The organism is Alkalibacillus haloalkaliphilus, from assembly GCF_007991275.1.
GTDB lineage: Bacteria > Bacillota > Bacilli > Bacillales > Alkalibacillaceae > Alkalibacillus > Alkalibacillus haloalkaliphilus.
The window spans coordinates 83733-100847 of the sequence record NZ_BJYA01000002.1 but is presented as its reverse complement, the minus strand read 5'-3'; the positions used below and the strand labels follow the sequence as shown (position 1 = coordinate 100847).

Sequence of the window (17115 nt, the reverse complement as noted above, 5' to 3'; positions counted from 1 at the left end):
CCATTAATTTAGTAATTAAACGGCTAATATGGTTTAAGTATAACCCATTAAAAAGAACAACCTGACATGCAGGTTGTTCTTTTCGGTCAAGACATTGATCACGCTAGGTGGTGAATTGAAATGCTAATTCAACACCAACCTGCAAGCGTATAAATCAACTTTACTTGTAGCCACTAACAGTTAGCTTATCTTCCATAATTTCTTCTAACGCTTGACCAACGTATTTAGGCGACTTGTGATTATCTAAAATGTAATTATTCTCTTCGTGCAATTCACGTGCACGCTTAGCTGATGCAATCACAATCGCATATTTAGAGTCAATCTTATTAAGTAAGTTATCGACAGATGGCTCTAAGATCACAGTTCAACACTCCCTAAAGCTTTTTTATATTGACTAGCAATTCTTTCACGTTTACAATGCTCACTTACTACAATCGATTCAATTCGATCAACAGCATTATGAACGTCATCATTAACGACGACATAATCGTAAGCATCCATCATTTCAATTTCTTTTTTCGCTTCTAATAAGCGATTTCTAACGAGATCTTCAGTTTCAGTACCGCGACTAATAATACGGTTCTTTAATTCTTCTAAACTCGGAGGGAATAAAAAGATAAAAACACCTTCAGGGAAGTTCTCTTTCACTTGTAAAGCTCCCTGTACTTCAATCTCTAAAAAGACATCGCGTCCTTCTTCTAAAGTTTGTTCTACGTATGCTTTAGGTGTTCCATAATAATTCCCTACATATTCAGCATACTCGATAAATTCACCTTGTTCAATCATCTTTTTTACTTCATCTTTCGTTTTGAAGAAGTAGTCAACACCATTTTGTTCGCCTTCACGCGCTTGCCTTGTTGTCACGGAGATCGAATAGGCTAAATCTGGATCACGTTCAAATAACGCTTTTCTAACAGTGCCCTTTCCGACACCAGACGGTCCAGACAGAATAAATAAAATACCTTTTTCGTCTTTCACAACAGTTCCTCCTAGTTGTCTATGTTCATATCTTCATTTACGACACGTTGTCCTACTGTCTCAGGTTGTACAGCTGATAAGATAACGTGGTCACTATCAGTCACGATGACTGCTCTTGTTCGTCTTCCGTATGTAGCATCAACTAACTTATTATTATCCCTTGCAACTGTGATAATACGTTTGATCGGGGCTGATTCGGGTGACACAATCGAAATAATGCGATTGGCAGAAACAACATTTCCAAACCCGATATTAATTAATTTTAAATTCATCCTCTTCTCCCCTAACTTTTATTCTTGAATAATAACTCTATTATAGTCTAAAAATAGTCAAAAACTCAAATATTATTCAATATTTTGTACTTGTTCTTTAATTTTCTCTATTACACTCTTTAAATCTACAGTTACCTTACTCACCTGTACATCATTCGATTTAGACCCTATTGTATTAGCTTCACGGTGTAATTCTTGTGTTAAAAAATCTAACCTTCTACCAATAGATCCATCCTGTTGTAACAACGATTTTACTTGTTCAACATGAGATAGCAATCGGGTGATTTCTTCTGTAATATCACCTTTATCAGTTAAAATTGCGATTTCTTGTAATAACCTATTTTCATCAACATTTGCATCAGCAACAAATTCATTTAAACGATTGGTTACTTTTTCATAATAATTTTGCTTGAATTTATCTTTGTCCTGGTCTAGGCTTTTCGTTAACTGCTCTATTTCTTGAGCGAATTGGTACACATCAGTTTTTAACGCTTCACCTTCATCTATGCGCATACGGTCAACACGACTTAGCGCTTCACCTAACGCATCCAATATGGCTTGCTCAACTTCCGAATTAAAATGATCTTCTTCCTCAATAACGAAAGCATCTTCAATTTGAAAGAGCTGTTCAATGTCTAATTGGCCTGATAAGTTTTTATGTTGTTTAATTTCTTCAACACGATCTATGTATTGGTTTAACAGAGGCCAATTAACGTGGATTGCTTGGTTCGTTTCCGTTTTTCCATTAACATTAACAAAAATGTCGACACGTCCACGTTCAAAATACTGCTTTACTTGACTTTTCATTCGATCTTCAAGTGCCATTAATTCTCTAGGCATTTTAAATGAAAAGTCTAAAAATCGATGATTCACTGTTTTGACTTCTACTGATAGTTGAAGTTCATTTAACTTCTGAGTCGCTTGTCCATAACCAGTCATACTCTTAACCATATCATCACCAACTTTCATATTACGTCTTATATTGTCGCATTAATGACATCGGTTTTTCAACTGTTAACGGCTATTAATCAATGTTTTATTCGTGATATACTTAATATTGATGAGGTGATAGACATGCCATTTGATGGAATCGTAACTCGAGCCATAACAAATGAACTAACTAAACTAGAAGGCGGACGTATTCAAAAGATTTACCAACCGACAAACAGTGAACTAATTTTAACTGTAAGAAATAAAGGACAGAACTATAGCTTACTTATTTCTACACATTCAAGTTATGCAAGGGTTCACTTAACAGACCAAAAGTTTACGAATCCAAAAGAACCACCTATGTTTTGTATGGTGTTACGTAAATATTTAGCAGCTGGTTTTATTGAGAAAATTGAACAAGTCGATATGGAGCGAATTATTCATATCACTGTTCGTAGTAAAGATGAGATCGGTGATGAACAAAATAAAACGTTAATCATTGAATTAATGGGTAAGCATAGTAATGCGATATTAGTTGACCCAGAACGTGAAGTGATTTTAGATAGTCAAAAACATATAAGTCCGGCACAAAACCGTCACCGCACGATCTTACCTGGACAGACTTATATTGCACCACCAGACCAAGGTAAAGTTCATCCATTATCATTAGATGGTGTTGATTTCGTAAAGAAACTTGACTTCAACCAAGGTAAAATTGAAAAGCAAATGATGAGTCTGCTTATGGGCTGCTCATCTGTTGTTACAAACTCATTAGCAAAACAAGCATATTTAGGCTCTAATGAAAAATATGAAGCCATTTATGATCAGTTTAAACAAGAAGTTGAACACCATGAGTATGAGCCGAAGATCTTCAAAGGTAAAAAAGAAGACTTCCACGTATTACAAGATATCGAGCTTGAAGGTGAAGTTACCACGTATGATTCTATTAGTGGTATGCTTGATGCTTATTATGAAGGCAAAGCTGAGCGCGACCGTGTGAAAAACCAAACTCACGATTTAATGAGATTACTAAAGAACGAAAAAGCAAAAAATGAGCGCAAAATAAAAAAACAACAATCAACATTAAAAAAAGCAGAAAAAGCTGATGACTACCAGAAATACGGTGAATTATTAACTGCTCACATGCACCTTGTTAAACAAGGTGATGAACAAGTAAAAGTAATGGATTATTATGACCCTGACCAAAATGAAATTACACTTGAGTTAAATCCTAATAAAACACCAAGTGAAAATGCCCAGCACTACTTTAAGCAATATCAAAAGCTTAAAAAATCTAAAGAAGTCGTACTTGTTGAAATTGAAAAAGCAAAGAAAGAAATTGACTACCTAGAACGCTTAATCCAACAGTTAGAACAAGCTCGTGAAGAAGATATCGAAGACATTCGCGAAGAATTACAAGAAGAAGGCTATATTAGACAAAAACAAAGCAAAAATAAAAAGAAGAAGCAAAAATGGATTACACCTGATTATTATAAATCTTCAGATGGTGTTGAGATCATTGTAGGTCGCAACAATAAACAGAATGAGTTCGTTACAAATCGTATGGCTAACAAAGAAGATATTTGGTTACACACGAAAGACATTCCTGGTTCACACGTCATCATTCGTTCAAGTGAACCTAGTGAAGAGACGATCTTAGAAGCAGCGATGATCGCAGCCTTTTATAGTAAAGCAAAAATGTCTTCATCAGTACCTGTTGATTACACGAACATTAAACATGTCCGTAAGCCAAACGGTGCTAAACCTGGTTATGTCACTTATGATAATCAACAAACTGTTTACGTGACGCCAGATGAAAAAGTAATTAATCAATTAAAAGTAAATGAATAACTAAAATTGACGAACCAGGTTTGGTAAATGGTTCAGTGTAGAGTACAAACAATAATTTAAAATGAGCGTTGAAATGCATAACATTTCAACGCTCATTTTTTACCAATGTTTGTTTTTTTGAATAGTTAATAACACAGGAAAATGCACTCTGTTTGCAAACCACAATATTTATTGAAGGCGGTGCAAATACTAATGCAATTTGCCAACCTTTATTTATCTCTTCTTCAACTAACGATCCGTTACTTGAATACTGCTTATGCTTCACCCATTCCAAATCCAAGTAGGAGAAGAAATGCTATTGTGATAAATGCTAATAAGTTAAGTATTATAATTATCCACTTAACAAAACTATTTTTTGCTTTTAACCCCACAATCGCACCTAATAATGGAAATAGACACATCGAAATTATTGCTATCCTTCCTAATGAACCGAAAGATACATCATTTACCATCATAAAGAATAAGATAACAAATATTCCTAAACATAAACTTGAAATAGCGTTATATTTTTTCATTTTCCCCCTCCAATTTTTGGCATTAAAAAGACCACCCACAAAACTAAGGACACCGATAACTGCTAGGAAAATGTAAAATAATCTATCAACTAACGTAGGAACCACATTCTTCCACCCTTATAGGTTATAAATTGATGCCACTTATTTAGCTTTCACATTAATTAAGTATCCTCTATAATGCTAAATTTCTTGATCATGACTTATCAAATATTCTTCTAAATTTGGAGTCTGATTATATTTAATCGCTGCCTGCTGATCCTTTTTAATAATGGTTTCAGTTAAATCTATACCATTTAAGCTAGCAATCGCCACTGTGTAATGAATAACATCAACTAACTCTTTCTCTAAAGAAGCAGTGTTTGAAGTTTCTTTTCGACCTTCTAGCTGGTTAAGAACCTCTGCGACCTCGCCAATTTCCTCTACAAGTTTCATAAACAGAGCCGATGAAGAGCTACCTTCTTTATACTTTAGTTCTAAATAGCTTTGTAAATCATGGAATGTTAATTGCTTCATATACGACCTCAATTCTCAGTTTATAATTTTTTGCATGATATGTAATCATTACTCTCTGATAAGCACTGGTAAAACTTGATAGGACTCTCCATAAATTTCGTCGTCCCATATGAGTTGAGCAACTATATTATAACGCCCCTCCGTTTCTAACAATTGAAATGTGTCTCCAAAAGTCAGTGTTTCACTATGAGTTTCTACGAGCTCATCGGATGCTGAATAATACATAATGTTAATTTCATCAGGATTGCCTATTCTTGGATCGTCCACCAACCGAAAACTCATGTTGACCTCTTTGCTTGGTTGGTAGATTCGTGTTCGTATTCCTAGTACAACTTCACTTGGATCACTTGGGCTTACTTCACACTTTTCCCCACTAGGAGCCCAACAATGTTTATCTGCCATTAGCTGATTGCGTGCATCATTTCCACTAAAGGAAATGCTAGGGGGTGATATATAACTAGCTATTTGCTCCTCCGATTCTTCAGGTGATTCTTCTTCGCTTGTACAGGCTGTCATTAGAAATAATCCAATACATACAATTAGAATGTATCTCATAATTCCTCCTCATTTACTAATTTTTCTTAATTTTACCATTAAACTGCTTCGTTAGTGAATCAAGAAGCAAAGTTCTTCTTCAACTAACGCCCCCGTTAGTGAAATATCATTTCTTTCTTACAACGAAAGTGATAGCATTTGTTTTTAATAATACATCTCTTTCATTACGAATAATTTTATATTCGAGTGGCTTTACTAACTGCTTAACTACTTCCCAACCATCATAAATATGACTTAATTTATTCATCATATTCTCCGTTGTTATATTTACTTCCATCAGTGCGTCTAATTTCTCGTTTGTTTCAATATCCATTTCTTCTACTTCTGAATTAACAATGATACAGTTTATTCCTTCATTTTTTGTTCCTAATGCCATTTGGCGAATTACATTTTCAAATACATCTTCTGATTCAACATGTTCTAATGTTGATACGGCAACAATAAAATCAAATTCATTTTTAGGAATAACGTAATTTCCTATATCTGCTTTATTCGTTTCAATTACTTCTTCAACTCCGTACTCTTTGCTATACAGTTCTAATTTATCTAATGCAGAATCCAATAAATCTACACAAAGCACTTTTCCATTTTTCGTTTTTATATCTTGTGCAATTGGAATACTGTTTCTACCCACTCCTGAACCTAAATCAAGCACTTTAATATTATTAGTTTTCCCTTCCAACAGTGGTAGTAAATCCATTACTGTTTTAACGGGTTTATATAGCCATGAGCCTTCTTCAAATAATTTGTAGTTTTCGTAACAAAAATCATGGTACTTCTTTTCTTCATTACGGATAAATTCCACTCTACTCATATAGCACATCCCTTATAAATTCACTTCTTTTTAATTTTAAACTCTTACCCTTCTTCAACTAAACTGCTCACGTTAGTTTAATATCTTCTACACCAATGCTAACATAATATTCCAACAATTATTCCAATAAAAAAGACGACCAATTTTCTTGATCGCCTTGCTAAACTCTTGCCCCCGTTACTTTAAGTACAATACATCACAAAGCATAAATCAAATAAATTAAAGCTAAAGCAGCAAGAAGAATTTGTAAAATTCTAAATCCAGTTCTAAATTTAACTATCTTTCTCTCTCCAATAACAGCTAGTACCCATAAAAGAATTGCCGTAATAGGAACTAATATTAAAGTTTGAAATGAAGGGTCAAAAATAAACCACCCAGCTAAAACTAATAAACTAACTCCCAAGACTAATATCCCTGTAATAATATTTATTATCACTACAAACACCCCTTTAGTTTTTCATAATTGATATTCTCTTTATTAAAGGAACCTGCTTCGTTAGTTTAAGAGCAATCGTTCTTATTGAACAATCGCCACCCGTTTGTTGAATGATGGACAAACATATTAGCGTTGGAGAATATCAACTATTTCAATATATTTACTATACTCCTGTTTTGAAAGTACAAGAAATGGGTCTAATTCAAAATTTCTAATTTCGTGGTTTGATACTTTATTTTTATCAACCTCAGATTCGATGGTCAAACCTATAGAATCATCAGTACGACTTAAATCAACCTGCTCATATAATTCCTTATCAGCTAATTGATATATTCGATGACAATCATTTATTTTATATTTATCAATATAATGTTCATTATCAATAGTGAATTCTAGGTAATAATTTTCATCTTCCATAAATTTATCAAGTATAGTTACCTCAGCAAAAGAAATAATTGTAAACAATTGATTTTCATAGTACATCTTCTCTTTTACATAAGAGTAAGTCGCAGGACCAAGCACCAAAGCCAATAAAACAACTCCAATCAATATACCTATTCCTTTTTTCAACCTCACAACTCTCCCCCTCATATAAAAAAATTCACCTATCATAATCACTTTTCTTCTTATAGTTACCTGCTTCGTTAGTTGAACAAACGTTCTTTGTCTTATTTTACCATATAAATGTTAATCACCCTGGAATTTTTTCAATTCTTTATACAATTCGCATTAGAAATAGCCTTACATTATCAAAAACAATTTCATATGTAAAAAGTAGTTCAATTAAGGGTACAAATTACAATCCTGTACTCCTAAACTGAACTACTTTAAAATGGTTGTTCTTTTTAACTTAACACGAGGTCATCGCGCCAATTTAATACTTGCTCTCGTTCTTTTTCTGTTATGTTTCCATTCGTAGTTAATAATGAAGCGACATCATCGAAAGTTACTAGACTTTCATATTCAAAGCCTGCTTCCTTAAAGTTGTCCTCAGCTTCATTTAATCCGTATGAGAAGATTGATAATACTTTTACCACATGACATCCTTGTTCTCTTAAGGCTTCAGCTGCTTTAATGGCACTTGTACCAGTAGAGATTAAATCTTCAATTACAACGACACGTTCACTCTGATCAACTTTACCTTCGATCATGTTTTTAAGTCCATGCCCTTTTGCCTTGCTGCGTACATAAACCATCGGTAAATTCAGCTGATCGGATACAAAGGCAGCATGAGGAATACCTGCTGTTGCACAACCTGCTATTACATCTACATCTAAACCTTTAATTTCGTTAACAAACGCTTTTGCGATTGTCTGTCTAACATCTGGATATGACATCGTTAAACGATTATCACAGTAGACTGGCGATTGTATCCCTGAAGACCACGTAAATGGTTCTTGTACATTAACTTTTAAAGCATTAATATCGATTAACCTTTGAGCTATTGTTTGACGTAAGATGATGACCACTCCTTTAAAACTTGTTCATATGCTTCTTTAGGGTTAAAAGCGTTCGAAACAGTGCGCCCAACGACGATCATGTCACTGCCATTTTTTCGGGCCAATTTAGGTGTAGCAACACGTTTTTGATCGTCATGTTCGCTTTCACTTAACCGAATTCCAGGTGTCAGTGCTAGAAATTGTTCTCCACAAGCTTGTTTTATAGATGGCACTTCTAATACTGAACAAACGACACCATCAGCGCCACTTTGTTGACTGATTGATGCATAATGTTTGACCGTCTCATCCATTGATTGAGAAATGAGTAGCTGTTTATTTAACATTTGTTCATCTGTAGATGTTAATTGCGTTACAGCTAATAATTTGGCATGACAGTTTTCGGCGATTAAGCCTTCTTTAGCCGCTTCAACCATGCGCATACCACCAGCAGCATGAACATTTATAAGATCAGGCTCATATTGGGCTAAACTTCTCATCGATTCTTTAACCGTATTCGGTATGTCGTGTAACTTTAAATCTAAAAAGATCGGATGACCTTGTTCTTTTAAATAAGCAAGTACTCGTTCACCTTCACGGTAAAACAGTTGCATACCGACTTTTACTGGTATATTTGACAGGTTGTTGTTTTCTAACAATTGTTTTGCTTCTTGTAAACTCTTAACATCTAAAGCGAGATAGACGGATTGTGACACCTTGACTCCCTCACTTCCTGAATTGAATTAAATTGATAGTCTTCTAAAGTATTGGGAAGTTCGTTAATAAGCTTTTGACAAATGAATGGATCTTTAAAATTAGCCGTACCAACTGCCACAGCATCGGCTCCTGCAAGTAGAAATTCTATTATATCTTCTGCGGTTGAGATCCCACCCATACCGATAATTGGTAGGTTTGTTTGTTTTCTTACCTCATGGATCATCCTAATCGCAATCGGTTTAATAGCTGGTCCTGATAGCCCACCTGTTTGATTAGCGATCACTGGCTGACGGCTATGTAGATCAAGACGCATTCCCGTTAATGTATTAATCATAGCCAACCCGTCTGCTCCTGCATTTTCTACAGCTTCAGCTATTTGAATGACGTTCGTCACATTAGGTGATAATTTGACGAAGACTGGCTTTGAACTGACTGATTTTACAGCTGAAGTCACTTCATATGCTAATTGAGGGTCTGTGCCAAACTGGACACCGCCCTCTTTCACATTAGGGCATGATATATTTAGCTCTAGTGCTTTAATAACTGGTTCATTAGCCATTTTCTCAGCAACGTGTACATATTCTTCAAGTGTACTACCAGCAATATTAGCAATAATCGGTGTTTCATAGTTTTCAAGAAACGGCAGTTCATTTTCAATAATGCCATCAACACCCGGATTTTGTAGCCCAATAGCGTTCAGCATGCCTGATGACGTTTCTGCAACACGAGGAGTCGGGTTGCCATAGCGCGCCTCTCCTGTAGCAGCTTTAATAGCAATTGCACCTAGTGTGTTTAAATCGTAAAACTGACTAAACTCTTTTCCAAATCCGAAACAACCTGAAGCTGGCATAATTGGATTTTTAAGCTCTAGTTCCCCTAATGATACGGCTAAATTCATAACAACACCTCACTTGCTTTTAATACAGGACCATCCTGACAAATTTTAACGTAACCTTTCTGACTGCGGTATTCACAAACGCAAGCAAAGCAAGCACCGATCCCACAGCCCATTCGCTCTTCTAGTGATAAATAACCTTCTAAATATGTTAGCTGGTTTTGAACCGCTTTTAACATGCCATTCGGTCCACATGCATAAAAAGTTGTAAATGGTTCATTTAATTGGTTAATCACATCGGTTACTAACCCTGAGTGACCGTAAGAGCCATCATCAGTCGCAATGTAAGTCTTTGCATATTGACTAAATTGTTTTTCGTAAAACACAGCTTCTTTTGATTGAAAACCTAATACTGCTGTGACGTTGTTATGTTGTGATAGACGCTTCGTTACGTGGTATAAAGGAGGGACACCAACCCCTCCACCGACAATTAAAATGTTATCACCTACGTGATGGTCTAAATCAAAACCATTGCCGAGTGGTCCTAAAACGTTCAAAACATTAGATTCCTCACGTTTACTTAACCATTTCGTTCCTTCACCCATCACTTTATAAATAATCGTTATTAAACCATTCTCTTGATCTAAGTCAGCGATTGAAATAGGTCTTCGTAACATATGTTCATTTCCTTCTCCTATTTCAACATGGATAAACTGACCCGAATTCGCTCGTTGTGGAATTGTGTTACTAGTTAAAACCATCTCAAAAGTATCAAGTGCGATTGAGCTATTTTTAACAACTGTCATTTGCTCTTGAATCATACTGTCACAACCTCTTGTTTAGGCATAGGACTCGCTGAAAAGCTCATTGATTCTATGACTGTTAAAATCGCTTCTGCCGTATCTAATGAAGTTAAACATGCAATCCCGTGCTCTACTGCCTCACGACGGATCTTAAAACCATCTGTATGAGTTTGTTTCCCTCTCGATAAAGTGTTAATGACAAACTGGACTCTTCCTTCTTCAATGACATTTAAAATATTTCGTTCGTGATCAGCAATTTTATTCACTTCTTCAACTGGTAATCCTTGTTGCTTGATAACATTTGCTGAACCAGTCGTTGCATATAACTGGAATCCTAGAGCATGGAAACGCTTTGCAAGGTTAATCATTTCTTGTTTATCTTGATCTGCTACTGTAAGAAGTACGGCTCCTTCTGTTGGAACTTTAAGTCCTGATGCAATGATACCTTTGTATAGAGCTTTCTCTAAAGTGTTATCGCGACCAATTACTTCGCCAGTTGATTTCATTTCAGGCCCTAATGTAATATCGACACTTCGTAACTTTTCGAATGAGAATACAGGTACTTTAACCGAGATTGTACTGTCTTCTTCTACTAAACCTGAACGGTAACCTAAATCCGCTAAAGTTCTTCCTAACATGATTTGAGTTGCTAAATTTGCCATCGTAACGCCTGTTACTTTACTTAAAAATGGAACCGTTCTACTTGAACGTGGATTTACTTCTAAGACGTACACTTCACCTTCGTGATAAACAAACTGTATATTGATGAGACCTTTAACATCTAGTTCTTTAGCAATCTCTGTTGTAATTTGAGCGCATGTTTGTTTAACCGATTCTGGTATACTTTGCGTCGGATAAACTGCAATTGAATCACCCGAGTGGACGCCTGCTCGCTCAATATGTTCCATCATGCCTGGGATCACAACCGTCTCACCATCACTAATTGCATCGACTTCTAACTCTTGACCCACTAAATAGCGATCAATCAAGACTGGTCGATTTGGATGAACATTAACCGCTTCTTCCATATACCGGTTTAAGTCACGCTCTTCGTATACGATCTCCATCGCACGCCCGCCTAACACGTATGAAGGTCGCACTAAAATTGGATAGCCAACTTCACGTGCTAAACCGATTGCCTCTTCTTTACTTGTTGCAATTTTAGCTTTCGGTCTTGCGATATTAAGCTTCTCTAACATCTGTTCAAACTGATCCCGATCTTCTGCGCTATCAATCGCTGTTTTTGAAGTTCCTAAGATTTCGACACCGCGATCAACTAGATCATCAACTAGTGAAATCGCTGTTTGGCCTCCAAATTGAACAATGACCCCTTCTGGTTGTTCTAGATTAATGACATGCATCACATCTTCTATTGTTAAAGGTTCGAAGTATAACTTATCTGAAATATGGAAATCTGTTGACACCGTCTCCGGGTTATTGTTAATAATAATTGCTTCATACCCTGCTTCTTTTAATGCTAATACTGAGTGTACCGTTGCGTAATCAAACTCAATTCCTTGACCGATTCTAATCGGACCAGAACCTAGTACGACAACTTTTTTTCGATTAGACGCAAACGACTCTGTTTCTTGTTCATACGTGCTATAAAAGTAAGGTGTTTCAGATTCGAATTCTGCTGCACACGTATCAACCATTTTGTAAACTGGGTTAATGTGTTCTTCTAATCGCCAATCATATATAAACTTCTCTTCAGTGTCCCAAAGCCTTGCTAACGTTTGATCGGAGAAACCTAAACGCTTTGCAATAACTGTTAAATCATAATTCCATGGTTGTGTTTTAAGTTGCTGTTCAAGTTTGATTAAATCTTCAAGTTTGTGTAAGAACCAATAATCAATTTGCGTTAAATTAAAAATTTCTTCTAGCTTAAACTCTCTTCTAAACGCTTCCGCAATTAAAAACAGTCGTTCATCATCTGCTTTTTGTAACCTTTTTAATAGTTCAGTATTAGCTAATTGTCTTAGTTTTGGAATATACAGCTCATGAGTACCGATTTCTAATGAACGTACGGCTTTTTGTAGTGATTCTTCAAAATTACGACCAATCGCCATCACTTCACCAGTTGCTTTCATTTGTGTACCTAACGTACGATTAGCGGCTTGGAATTTATCAAAAGGCCACCTTGGGATCTTAGTCACAACATAATCTAATGACGGTTCGAAATGAGCATAAGTCCTTCCAGTTACAGGGTTCTTCATTTCATCTAACGTTAATCCGACTGAGATCTTCGCTGCTAGCTTAGCAATCGGATAACCTGTTGCTTTAGAAGCTAGTGCTGAAGAACGGCTCACCCGTGGGTTTACTTCAATGACATAGTATTGAAAACTGTTTGGATCTAGTGCCAGTTGAACATTACAGCCACCTTCAATGTTTAGCTCTCGAATTAGTTTAAGTGAAACATCACGTAACATTTGATACTCACGATCGCTTAACGTTTGTGATGGTGCCACAACGATTGAATCACCTGTATGGACACCGACTGGGTCAAAATTCTCCATGTTACATACGACGATCGCGTTATCATTAGAGTCACGCATCACTTCATACTCAACTTCTTTAAATCCAGCAATATTACGTTCTATTAAACATTGATTCGCTGGTGATACAGCTAGCCCATTCTGAACCGTTTCTTTTAGTGACTGTTCGTCATCACACATACCTCCACCAGTACCACCTAAAGTGTACGCTGGACGGACAATAATTGGATATCCGATTTCATTTGCGAACTGTACGGCATCATCTACTGTGCTAACAATCTTACTTTCAGGAATCGGTTCGTTTAAATCAATCATAAGCTGTCTAAACAACTCTCGGTCTTCTGCTTTTTCAATTGCTTCTAAATTCGTACCGAGTAATTCAACGTTATATTGTTGCAGAACCCCTCTTTGATCTAATTCAGTTGCTAAGTTTAAACCTGTTTGACCACCTAATGTTGCTAATAACGCATCTGGGCGTTCTTTGCGAATAATCTTGGATAAAAATTCAGGGGTTAACGGCTCCATATATACGACATCAGCGATCGCATCATCTGTCATAATAGTCGCTGGGTTTGAGTTGGCTAAAATAACTTCATAACCTTCTTCTTTCAATGCTTGGCATGCTTGAGTTCCTGAATAATCAAATTCAGCTGCCTGCCCGATAATAATTGGGCCAGATCCAATCACTAAGATCCTACGAATATCTGTTCTTTTTGGCATGATGTAACCCCTCCTAGTTTATTTTCTTTCATCATGTTTAAAAAATGATCAAATAAGACGTTGGCATCACTTGGTCCAGGTGAGCTTTCTGGGTGAAATTGAACCGAGAAGATCGGCAAACTTTCATGTTCTACCCCTTCAACCGAACCATCATTGATTGCTTGGTGTGTTACTTTTAGTTTTGTATGTTCAATAGATTCAGTTGATACGGTATAGCCATGATTTTGTGAAGTCATCCAAGCTTCACCTGTTTCAATCACTTTAACGGGGTGATTGGCACCACGGTGACCAAACTTAAGTCTTTCTGTATTAGCTCCACAAGCTAAAGAAATAAGTTGATGTCCTAAGCAAATGCCGAAGATTGGAACTTTGCCAAGCAAGTCTTCAACTAAATCGATTCCTTGTAGTACGTCTTTCGGATCTCCAGGGCCATTTGATAGCATAATGCCGTCTGGTTGGAGCTGCATCACTTCATCTGCCGTAGTATCATAAGGGACTACGGTGATGTGGCAGCCTCTTTCCGTTAATTCTCTTAAAATGCCATGCTTCATACCATAATCTACTAATACAACCCGAAGCCCTCTTCCTGGAACGACATATGGTTTAGCGGCTGACACTTGACTGACTTGATCTTTAGGGAGTGCTGTTTGTTTGACGTAATCGATAACTTGATCGAGATTAGCTAAATCGTCTATTAAAATACCTTTCATCGTTCCACTTCGGCGGATCTTTTTTACTAAGCTACGTGTATCTATTCCTTCGATGCCAGGGACACCTTTTTGGCTTAAAAACTGACTAATTGACATTTCACTTCTGAAATTCGACGGGTAGTTTTCTGCCTCTTTCACAATCAATGCTTTTAAAGCAGGTCTCACCGTTTCAAAATCATCACGATTAATTCCGTAATTACCGATCAAAGGGTAAGTCATAACGACCATTTGACCGCAATATGACGGGTCTGACAACGTCTCTTGATATCCAGTCATTCCAGTTTGGAACACGACTTCACCAACATAGTCATTGATCTCAGCCCCAAAAGCTCGCCCTTCATAAATAGTTCCATCTTCTAATAACAAATAGCGTTTAGACATAAGTCTCCTCCTTTTTCCAAACTACTTTTCCATCAACAATCGTTAAAGTAGGTATTCCTTTTACTTTCCAATCTTGAAAAGGTGTGTTCGTTCCTTTTGAGTAAAAGTTTGCTGTGTCAATTGATTCTTCATGATCAAGGTCAACTAGTACAAGGTCTGCCTTTGAACCGACTTGTAACGTGCCATAAGGTAAGTCAAACAATTGAGCTGGCTTAACAGTTAACCAATCAATAAGTTGATCTAATGTGAATCTATTGTTTTTTACGAAATGTGTATATAGTAACGGGAAGGCTGTTTCTAAGCCGACAATACCAAATGGAGACTGCATAAATCCGTTTTCCTTCTCTTCACGCGTATGAGGTGCGTGGTCAGTCGCAATACAGTCAATCGTGCCATCAAGTAAACCTTCGATTAATGCTTGGCGATCTGCTTCACCTCGAAGTGGCGGATTCATTTTATAATTGGCATCATCCTCTAGTATATCGAGCTCTGATAATAGTAAATGGTGTGGTGTTACTTCGGCTGTAACGTTAACGCCTGCTCGTTTAGCATCGCGTATAACACGAACCGATTCTTTCGTACTAACGTGGCAAACGTGATAGTGGCAACCTGTCGCTTCAGCTAACAGAATATCACGTGCAATATGGATGGATTCACTTACAGAAGGGATTCCTGGTAAGTTTAGCTCTTTATTTTTAATGCCCTCGTGCATAACACCGCCATAAATTAACGAGTTATCTTCACAATGAGCAACAATCGGTTGGTTTAGTTTTGCTGATAGTTGCATCGCCTCAAACATCTTACTTGCTGTTTGAACACCAACGCCATCATCAGTAAAGGCAACCGCCCCTTTATTCATCAATGTCTCAAAATCGACTAATTCATTTCCTAATTGGCGTGTTGTAATGGACGCATAAGGCAATACACGAACGTGGGCATGATCCTCAATTAATGAATTAATACGTTCTAAATTTTCTTCGTTGTCTGGCACAGGACGTGTGTTTGGCATAGCACAAACTGTCGTAAAGCCACCACGAGCTGCTGCCATTGAACCTGTTTCAATCGTTTCTTTCGCTTCACCACCTGGCTCACGGAAATGAACATGCAGATCAACGAAACCTGGGAATAAATGCTGTCCTTTACCATCAATAATCTCATCTACTTGATCAGCATTTACTGAACCAATTCCTGCAATCAAACCATCTTCTATTAAAAGGTTTGTATTAGTTTCTTGTAGCTTGATATTTTTGATTAATGTTTTCATATAAAGCTCCCCCTTTATGTAGTACGTTATATATAATGGCTTGCCTAATATAAACGCCATTTTCCATTTGGGTGAAAATTTTTGATTTAGAACTTTCGACTAAACTCGAATCAATCTCTACTCCTCTATTAATAGGTGCTGGGTGCATAATAATACTAGATTCTGGCAATAAAGATTCTCTTTCCATTGTTAAGCCGTATTTTTTCAGATATGAGTTTTCGTCATATGACTGTTCATCATGGCGTTCAGCTTGCACGCGTAGAAGCATTAACACATCAGTATCACTTAATACGTCATCTAAAGTGACATAAGGATATGGAAGTTCAGGATCTTGCCATTCTTCCTTTGCGGCTAAACGGACATTGGCTCCTAAGCGGCTTAATGCATGTGCATTGGATTTTGCTACACGACTATGTTTGATATCACCACAGATCGTGACATTTAAATCTTGAAATTTGCTGAACTGTTCTTTAATTGTCATAAGATCAAGCAGACATTGTGATGGATGTTCACCAGACCCGTCACCCCCGTTAATGATTGGAATGTTCACGCCTTCTAGCTGTTTGTAATACTGCTCTTCAGGATGACGAATGACAACGAAATCCGCACCTAATGCTTCTATTGTTTTCACCGTGTCATAAAGTGACTCACCTTTCGTGACACTCGATGTTTCTTTTGAAAAAGCTAATAACTGTATGCCTAACTTATGACAAGCCATTTCAAAACTTAACTTCGTTCGAGTAGAAGGTTCATAAAATAATAACGCTCCTGTTTTATCGCTCAAGTGACTTCCATCTATTTCGTTATTTTTAAACTTTTGGGCTAAGTCTAACAAACCGTGAAGATCACGATTTGTTAGATCATCCATTTTAAATAGATTCAAAGTTTTA

Annotated in this window: 19 protein-coding genes; 1 reads left to right on the top strand and 18 read right to left on the bottom strand. The window is 36.7% G+C overall.

From position 1 onward, the window contains the following. Positions 1-160: 160 nt before the first annotated feature. From rpoZ to AHA02nite_RS03150, 4 genes are all read right to left on the bottom strand, one after another. Positions 161-361: a DNA-directed RNA polymerase subunit omega gene (gene rpoZ / locus AHA02nite_RS03165; RefSeq protein ID WP_146814315.1), complete on the bottom strand. Its 201-nt coding sequence runs from the start codon at positions 359-361 to the stop codon at positions 161-163. Beyond that, positions 358-978, bottom strand: coding sequence for a guanylate kinase (gene gmk / locus AHA02nite_RS03160; RefSeq protein WP_146814313.1), 621 nt, complete (start codon positions 976-978; stop codon positions 358-360). The genes rpoZ and gmk overlap by 4 nt, the downstream gene beginning before the upstream one ends. A gap of 11 nt (positions 979-989) precedes the next feature. Further along, positions 990-1250 (bottom strand): extracellular matrix/biofilm regulator RemA, encoded by a 261-nt coding sequence (gene remA, locus AHA02nite_RS03155; RefSeq protein WP_017186428.1) that lies wholly within the window; start codon positions 1248-1250, stop codon positions 990-992. 72 nt (positions 1251-1322) lie between these two features. Then, positions 1323-2201 carry a YicC/YloC family endoribonuclease gene (locus tag AHA02nite_RS03150; protein ID WP_218025399.1) on the bottom strand — a complete coding sequence of 293 codons (879 nt, stop codon included), beginning with the start codon at positions 2199-2201 and terminating at the stop codon, positions 1323-1325. A gap of 123 nt (positions 2202-2324) precedes the next feature. Between AHA02nite_RS03150 and AHA02nite_RS03145 the strand changes: the two genes are divergently transcribed. Continuing rightward, positions 2325-4031 (top strand): Rqc2 family fibronectin-binding protein, encoded by a 1707-nt coding sequence (locus tag AHA02nite_RS03145; RefSeq protein WP_146814309.1) that lies wholly within the window; start codon positions 2325-2327, stop codon positions 4029-4031. A gap of 254 nt (positions 4032-4285) precedes the next feature. On the opposite strand, the gene AHA02nite_RS03140 is transcribed toward AHA02nite_RS03145, so the two are convergent. From AHA02nite_RS03140 to AHA02nite_RS03075, 14 genes are all read right to left on the bottom strand, one after another. After that, on the bottom strand, positions 4286-4651 hold the full coding sequence (locus tag AHA02nite_RS03140; RefSeq protein ID WP_146814307.1) for a hypothetical protein: 366 nt from the start codon (positions 4649-4651) through the stop codon (positions 4286-4288). Between the two features lie 75 nt (positions 4652-4726). Further along, complete coding sequence (locus AHA02nite_RS03135) at positions 4727-5059, bottom strand: MazG nucleotide pyrophosphohydrolase domain-containing protein (protein ID WP_146814305.1); 333 nt, start codon at positions 5057-5059, stop codon at positions 4727-4729. 48 nt (positions 5060-5107) lie between these two features. Continuing rightward, positions 5108-5614, bottom strand: a complete 507-nt coding sequence (locus tag AHA02nite_RS03130; RefSeq protein WP_146814303.1) for a hypothetical protein — start codon at positions 5612-5614, stop codon at positions 5108-5110. A gap of 106 nt (positions 5615-5720) precedes the next feature. Continuing rightward, positions 5721-6428: a class I SAM-dependent methyltransferase gene (locus AHA02nite_RS03125; RefSeq protein WP_146814301.1), complete on the bottom strand. Its 708-nt coding sequence runs from the start codon at positions 6426-6428 to the stop codon at positions 5721-5723. Between the two features lie 196 nt (positions 6429-6624). Beyond that, a complete protein-coding gene (locus AHA02nite_RS03120; RefSeq protein ID WP_146814299.1) occupies positions 6625-6864 on the bottom strand; it encodes a hypothetical protein in 240 nt (79 codons plus the stop codon). Between the two features lie 126 nt (positions 6865-6990). Continuing rightward, positions 6991-7440, bottom strand: a complete 450-nt coding sequence (locus AHA02nite_RS03115; protein ID WP_218025398.1) for a hypothetical protein — start codon at positions 7438-7440, stop codon at positions 6991-6993. Positions 7441-7709: 269 nt separating this feature from the next. Further along, on the bottom strand, positions 7710-8333 hold the full coding sequence (gene pyrE, locus AHA02nite_RS03110) for an orotate phosphoribosyltransferase (RefSeq protein WP_146814295.1): 624 nt from the start codon (positions 8331-8333) through the stop codon (positions 7710-7712). Next, a complete protein-coding gene (gene pyrF / locus AHA02nite_RS03105; protein WP_146814293.1) occupies positions 8306-9016 on the bottom strand; it encodes an orotidine-5'-phosphate decarboxylase in 711 nt (236 codons plus the stop codon). The genes pyrE and pyrF overlap by 28 nt, the downstream gene beginning before the upstream one ends. Next, positions 8989-9915 carry a dihydroorotate dehydrogenase gene (locus tag AHA02nite_RS03100; RefSeq protein ID WP_146814292.1) on the bottom strand — a complete coding sequence of 309 codons (927 nt, stop codon included), beginning with the start codon at positions 9913-9915 and terminating at the stop codon, positions 8989-8991. The genes pyrF and AHA02nite_RS03100 overlap by 28 nt, the downstream gene beginning before the upstream one ends. Further along, positions 9912-10673: a dihydroorotate dehydrogenase electron transfer subunit gene (locus tag AHA02nite_RS03095; protein ID WP_146814290.1), complete on the bottom strand. Its 762-nt coding sequence runs from the start codon at positions 10671-10673 to the stop codon at positions 9912-9914. Before AHA02nite_RS03095 ends, AHA02nite_RS03100 begins: the two co-directional genes overlap by 4 nt. After that, positions 10670-13870 carry a carbamoyl-phosphate synthase large subunit gene (gene carB, locus AHA02nite_RS03090; protein WP_146814288.1) on the bottom strand — a complete coding sequence of 1067 codons (3201 nt, stop codon included), beginning with the start codon at positions 13868-13870 and terminating at the stop codon, positions 10670-10672. Before carB ends, AHA02nite_RS03095 begins: the two co-directional genes overlap by 4 nt. Further along, positions 13837-14961 carry a carbamoyl phosphate synthase small subunit gene (locus AHA02nite_RS03085; protein WP_146814286.1) on the bottom strand — a complete coding sequence of 375 codons (1125 nt, stop codon included), beginning with the start codon at positions 14959-14961 and terminating at the stop codon, positions 13837-13839. Before AHA02nite_RS03085 ends, carB begins: the two co-directional genes overlap by 34 nt. After that, the gene (locus AHA02nite_RS03080; RefSeq protein ID WP_146814284.1) at positions 14954-16225 is read right to left on the bottom strand and encodes a dihydroorotase; all 1272 of its coding nucleotides are present in this window, start codon (positions 16223-16225) and stop codon (positions 14954-14956) included. The genes AHA02nite_RS03085 and AHA02nite_RS03080 overlap by 8 nt, the downstream gene beginning before the upstream one ends. After that, positions 16185-17093, bottom strand: coding sequence for an aspartate carbamoyltransferase catalytic subunit (locus AHA02nite_RS03075; RefSeq protein ID WP_146814282.1), 909 nt, complete (start codon positions 17091-17093; stop codon positions 16185-16187). The genes AHA02nite_RS03080 and AHA02nite_RS03075 overlap by 41 nt, the downstream gene beginning before the upstream one ends. Positions 17094-17115: the final 22 nt, after the last annotated feature.

Coding starts and splice junctions, on each gene's coding strand:
- AHA02nite_RS03085 (WP_146814286.1), bottom strand. CDS start 14,961: ATGTCTAAACGCTATTTGTTATTAGAAGATGGAACTATTTATGAAGGG.
- AHA02nite_RS03125 (WP_146814301.1), bottom strand. CDS start 6,428: ATGAGTAGAGTGGAATTTATCCGTAATGAAGAAAAGAAGTACCATGAT.
- remA (WP_017186428.1), bottom strand. CDS start 1,250: ATGAATTTAAAATTAATTAATATCGGGTTTGGAAATGTTGTTTCTGCC.
- AHA02nite_RS03135 (WP_146814305.1), bottom strand. CDS start 5,059: ATGAAGCAATTAACATTCCATGATTTACAAAGCTATTTAGAACTAAAG.
- AHA02nite_RS03130 (WP_146814303.1), bottom strand. CDS start 5,614: ATGAGATACATTCTAATTGTATGTATTGGATTATTTCTAATGACAGCC.
- AHA02nite_RS03095 (WP_146814290.1), bottom strand. CDS start 10,673: ATGATTCAAGAGCAAATGACAGTTGTTAAAAATAGCTCAATCGCACTT.
- carB (WP_146814288.1), bottom strand. CDS start 13,870: ATGCCAAAAAGAACAGATATTCGTAGGATCTTAGTGATTGGATCTGGC.
- AHA02nite_RS03100 (WP_146814292.1), bottom strand. CDS start 9,915: ATGAATTTAGCCGTATCATTAGGGGAACTAGAGCTTAAAAATCCAATT.
- AHA02nite_RS03075 (WP_146814282.1), bottom strand. CDS start 17,093: ATGGATGATCTAACAAATCGTGATCTTCACGGTTTGTTAGACTTAGCC.
- AHA02nite_RS03150 (WP_218025399.1), bottom strand. CDS start 2,201: ATGGTTAAGAGTATGACTGGTTATGGACAAGCGACTCAGAAGTTAAAT.
- AHA02nite_RS03145 (WP_146814309.1), top strand. CDS start 2,325: ATGCCATTTGATGGAATCGTAACTCGAGCCATAACAAATGAACTAACT.
- AHA02nite_RS03080 (WP_146814284.1), bottom strand. CDS start 16,225: ATGAAAACATTAATCAAAAATATCAAGCTACAAGAAACTAATACAAAC.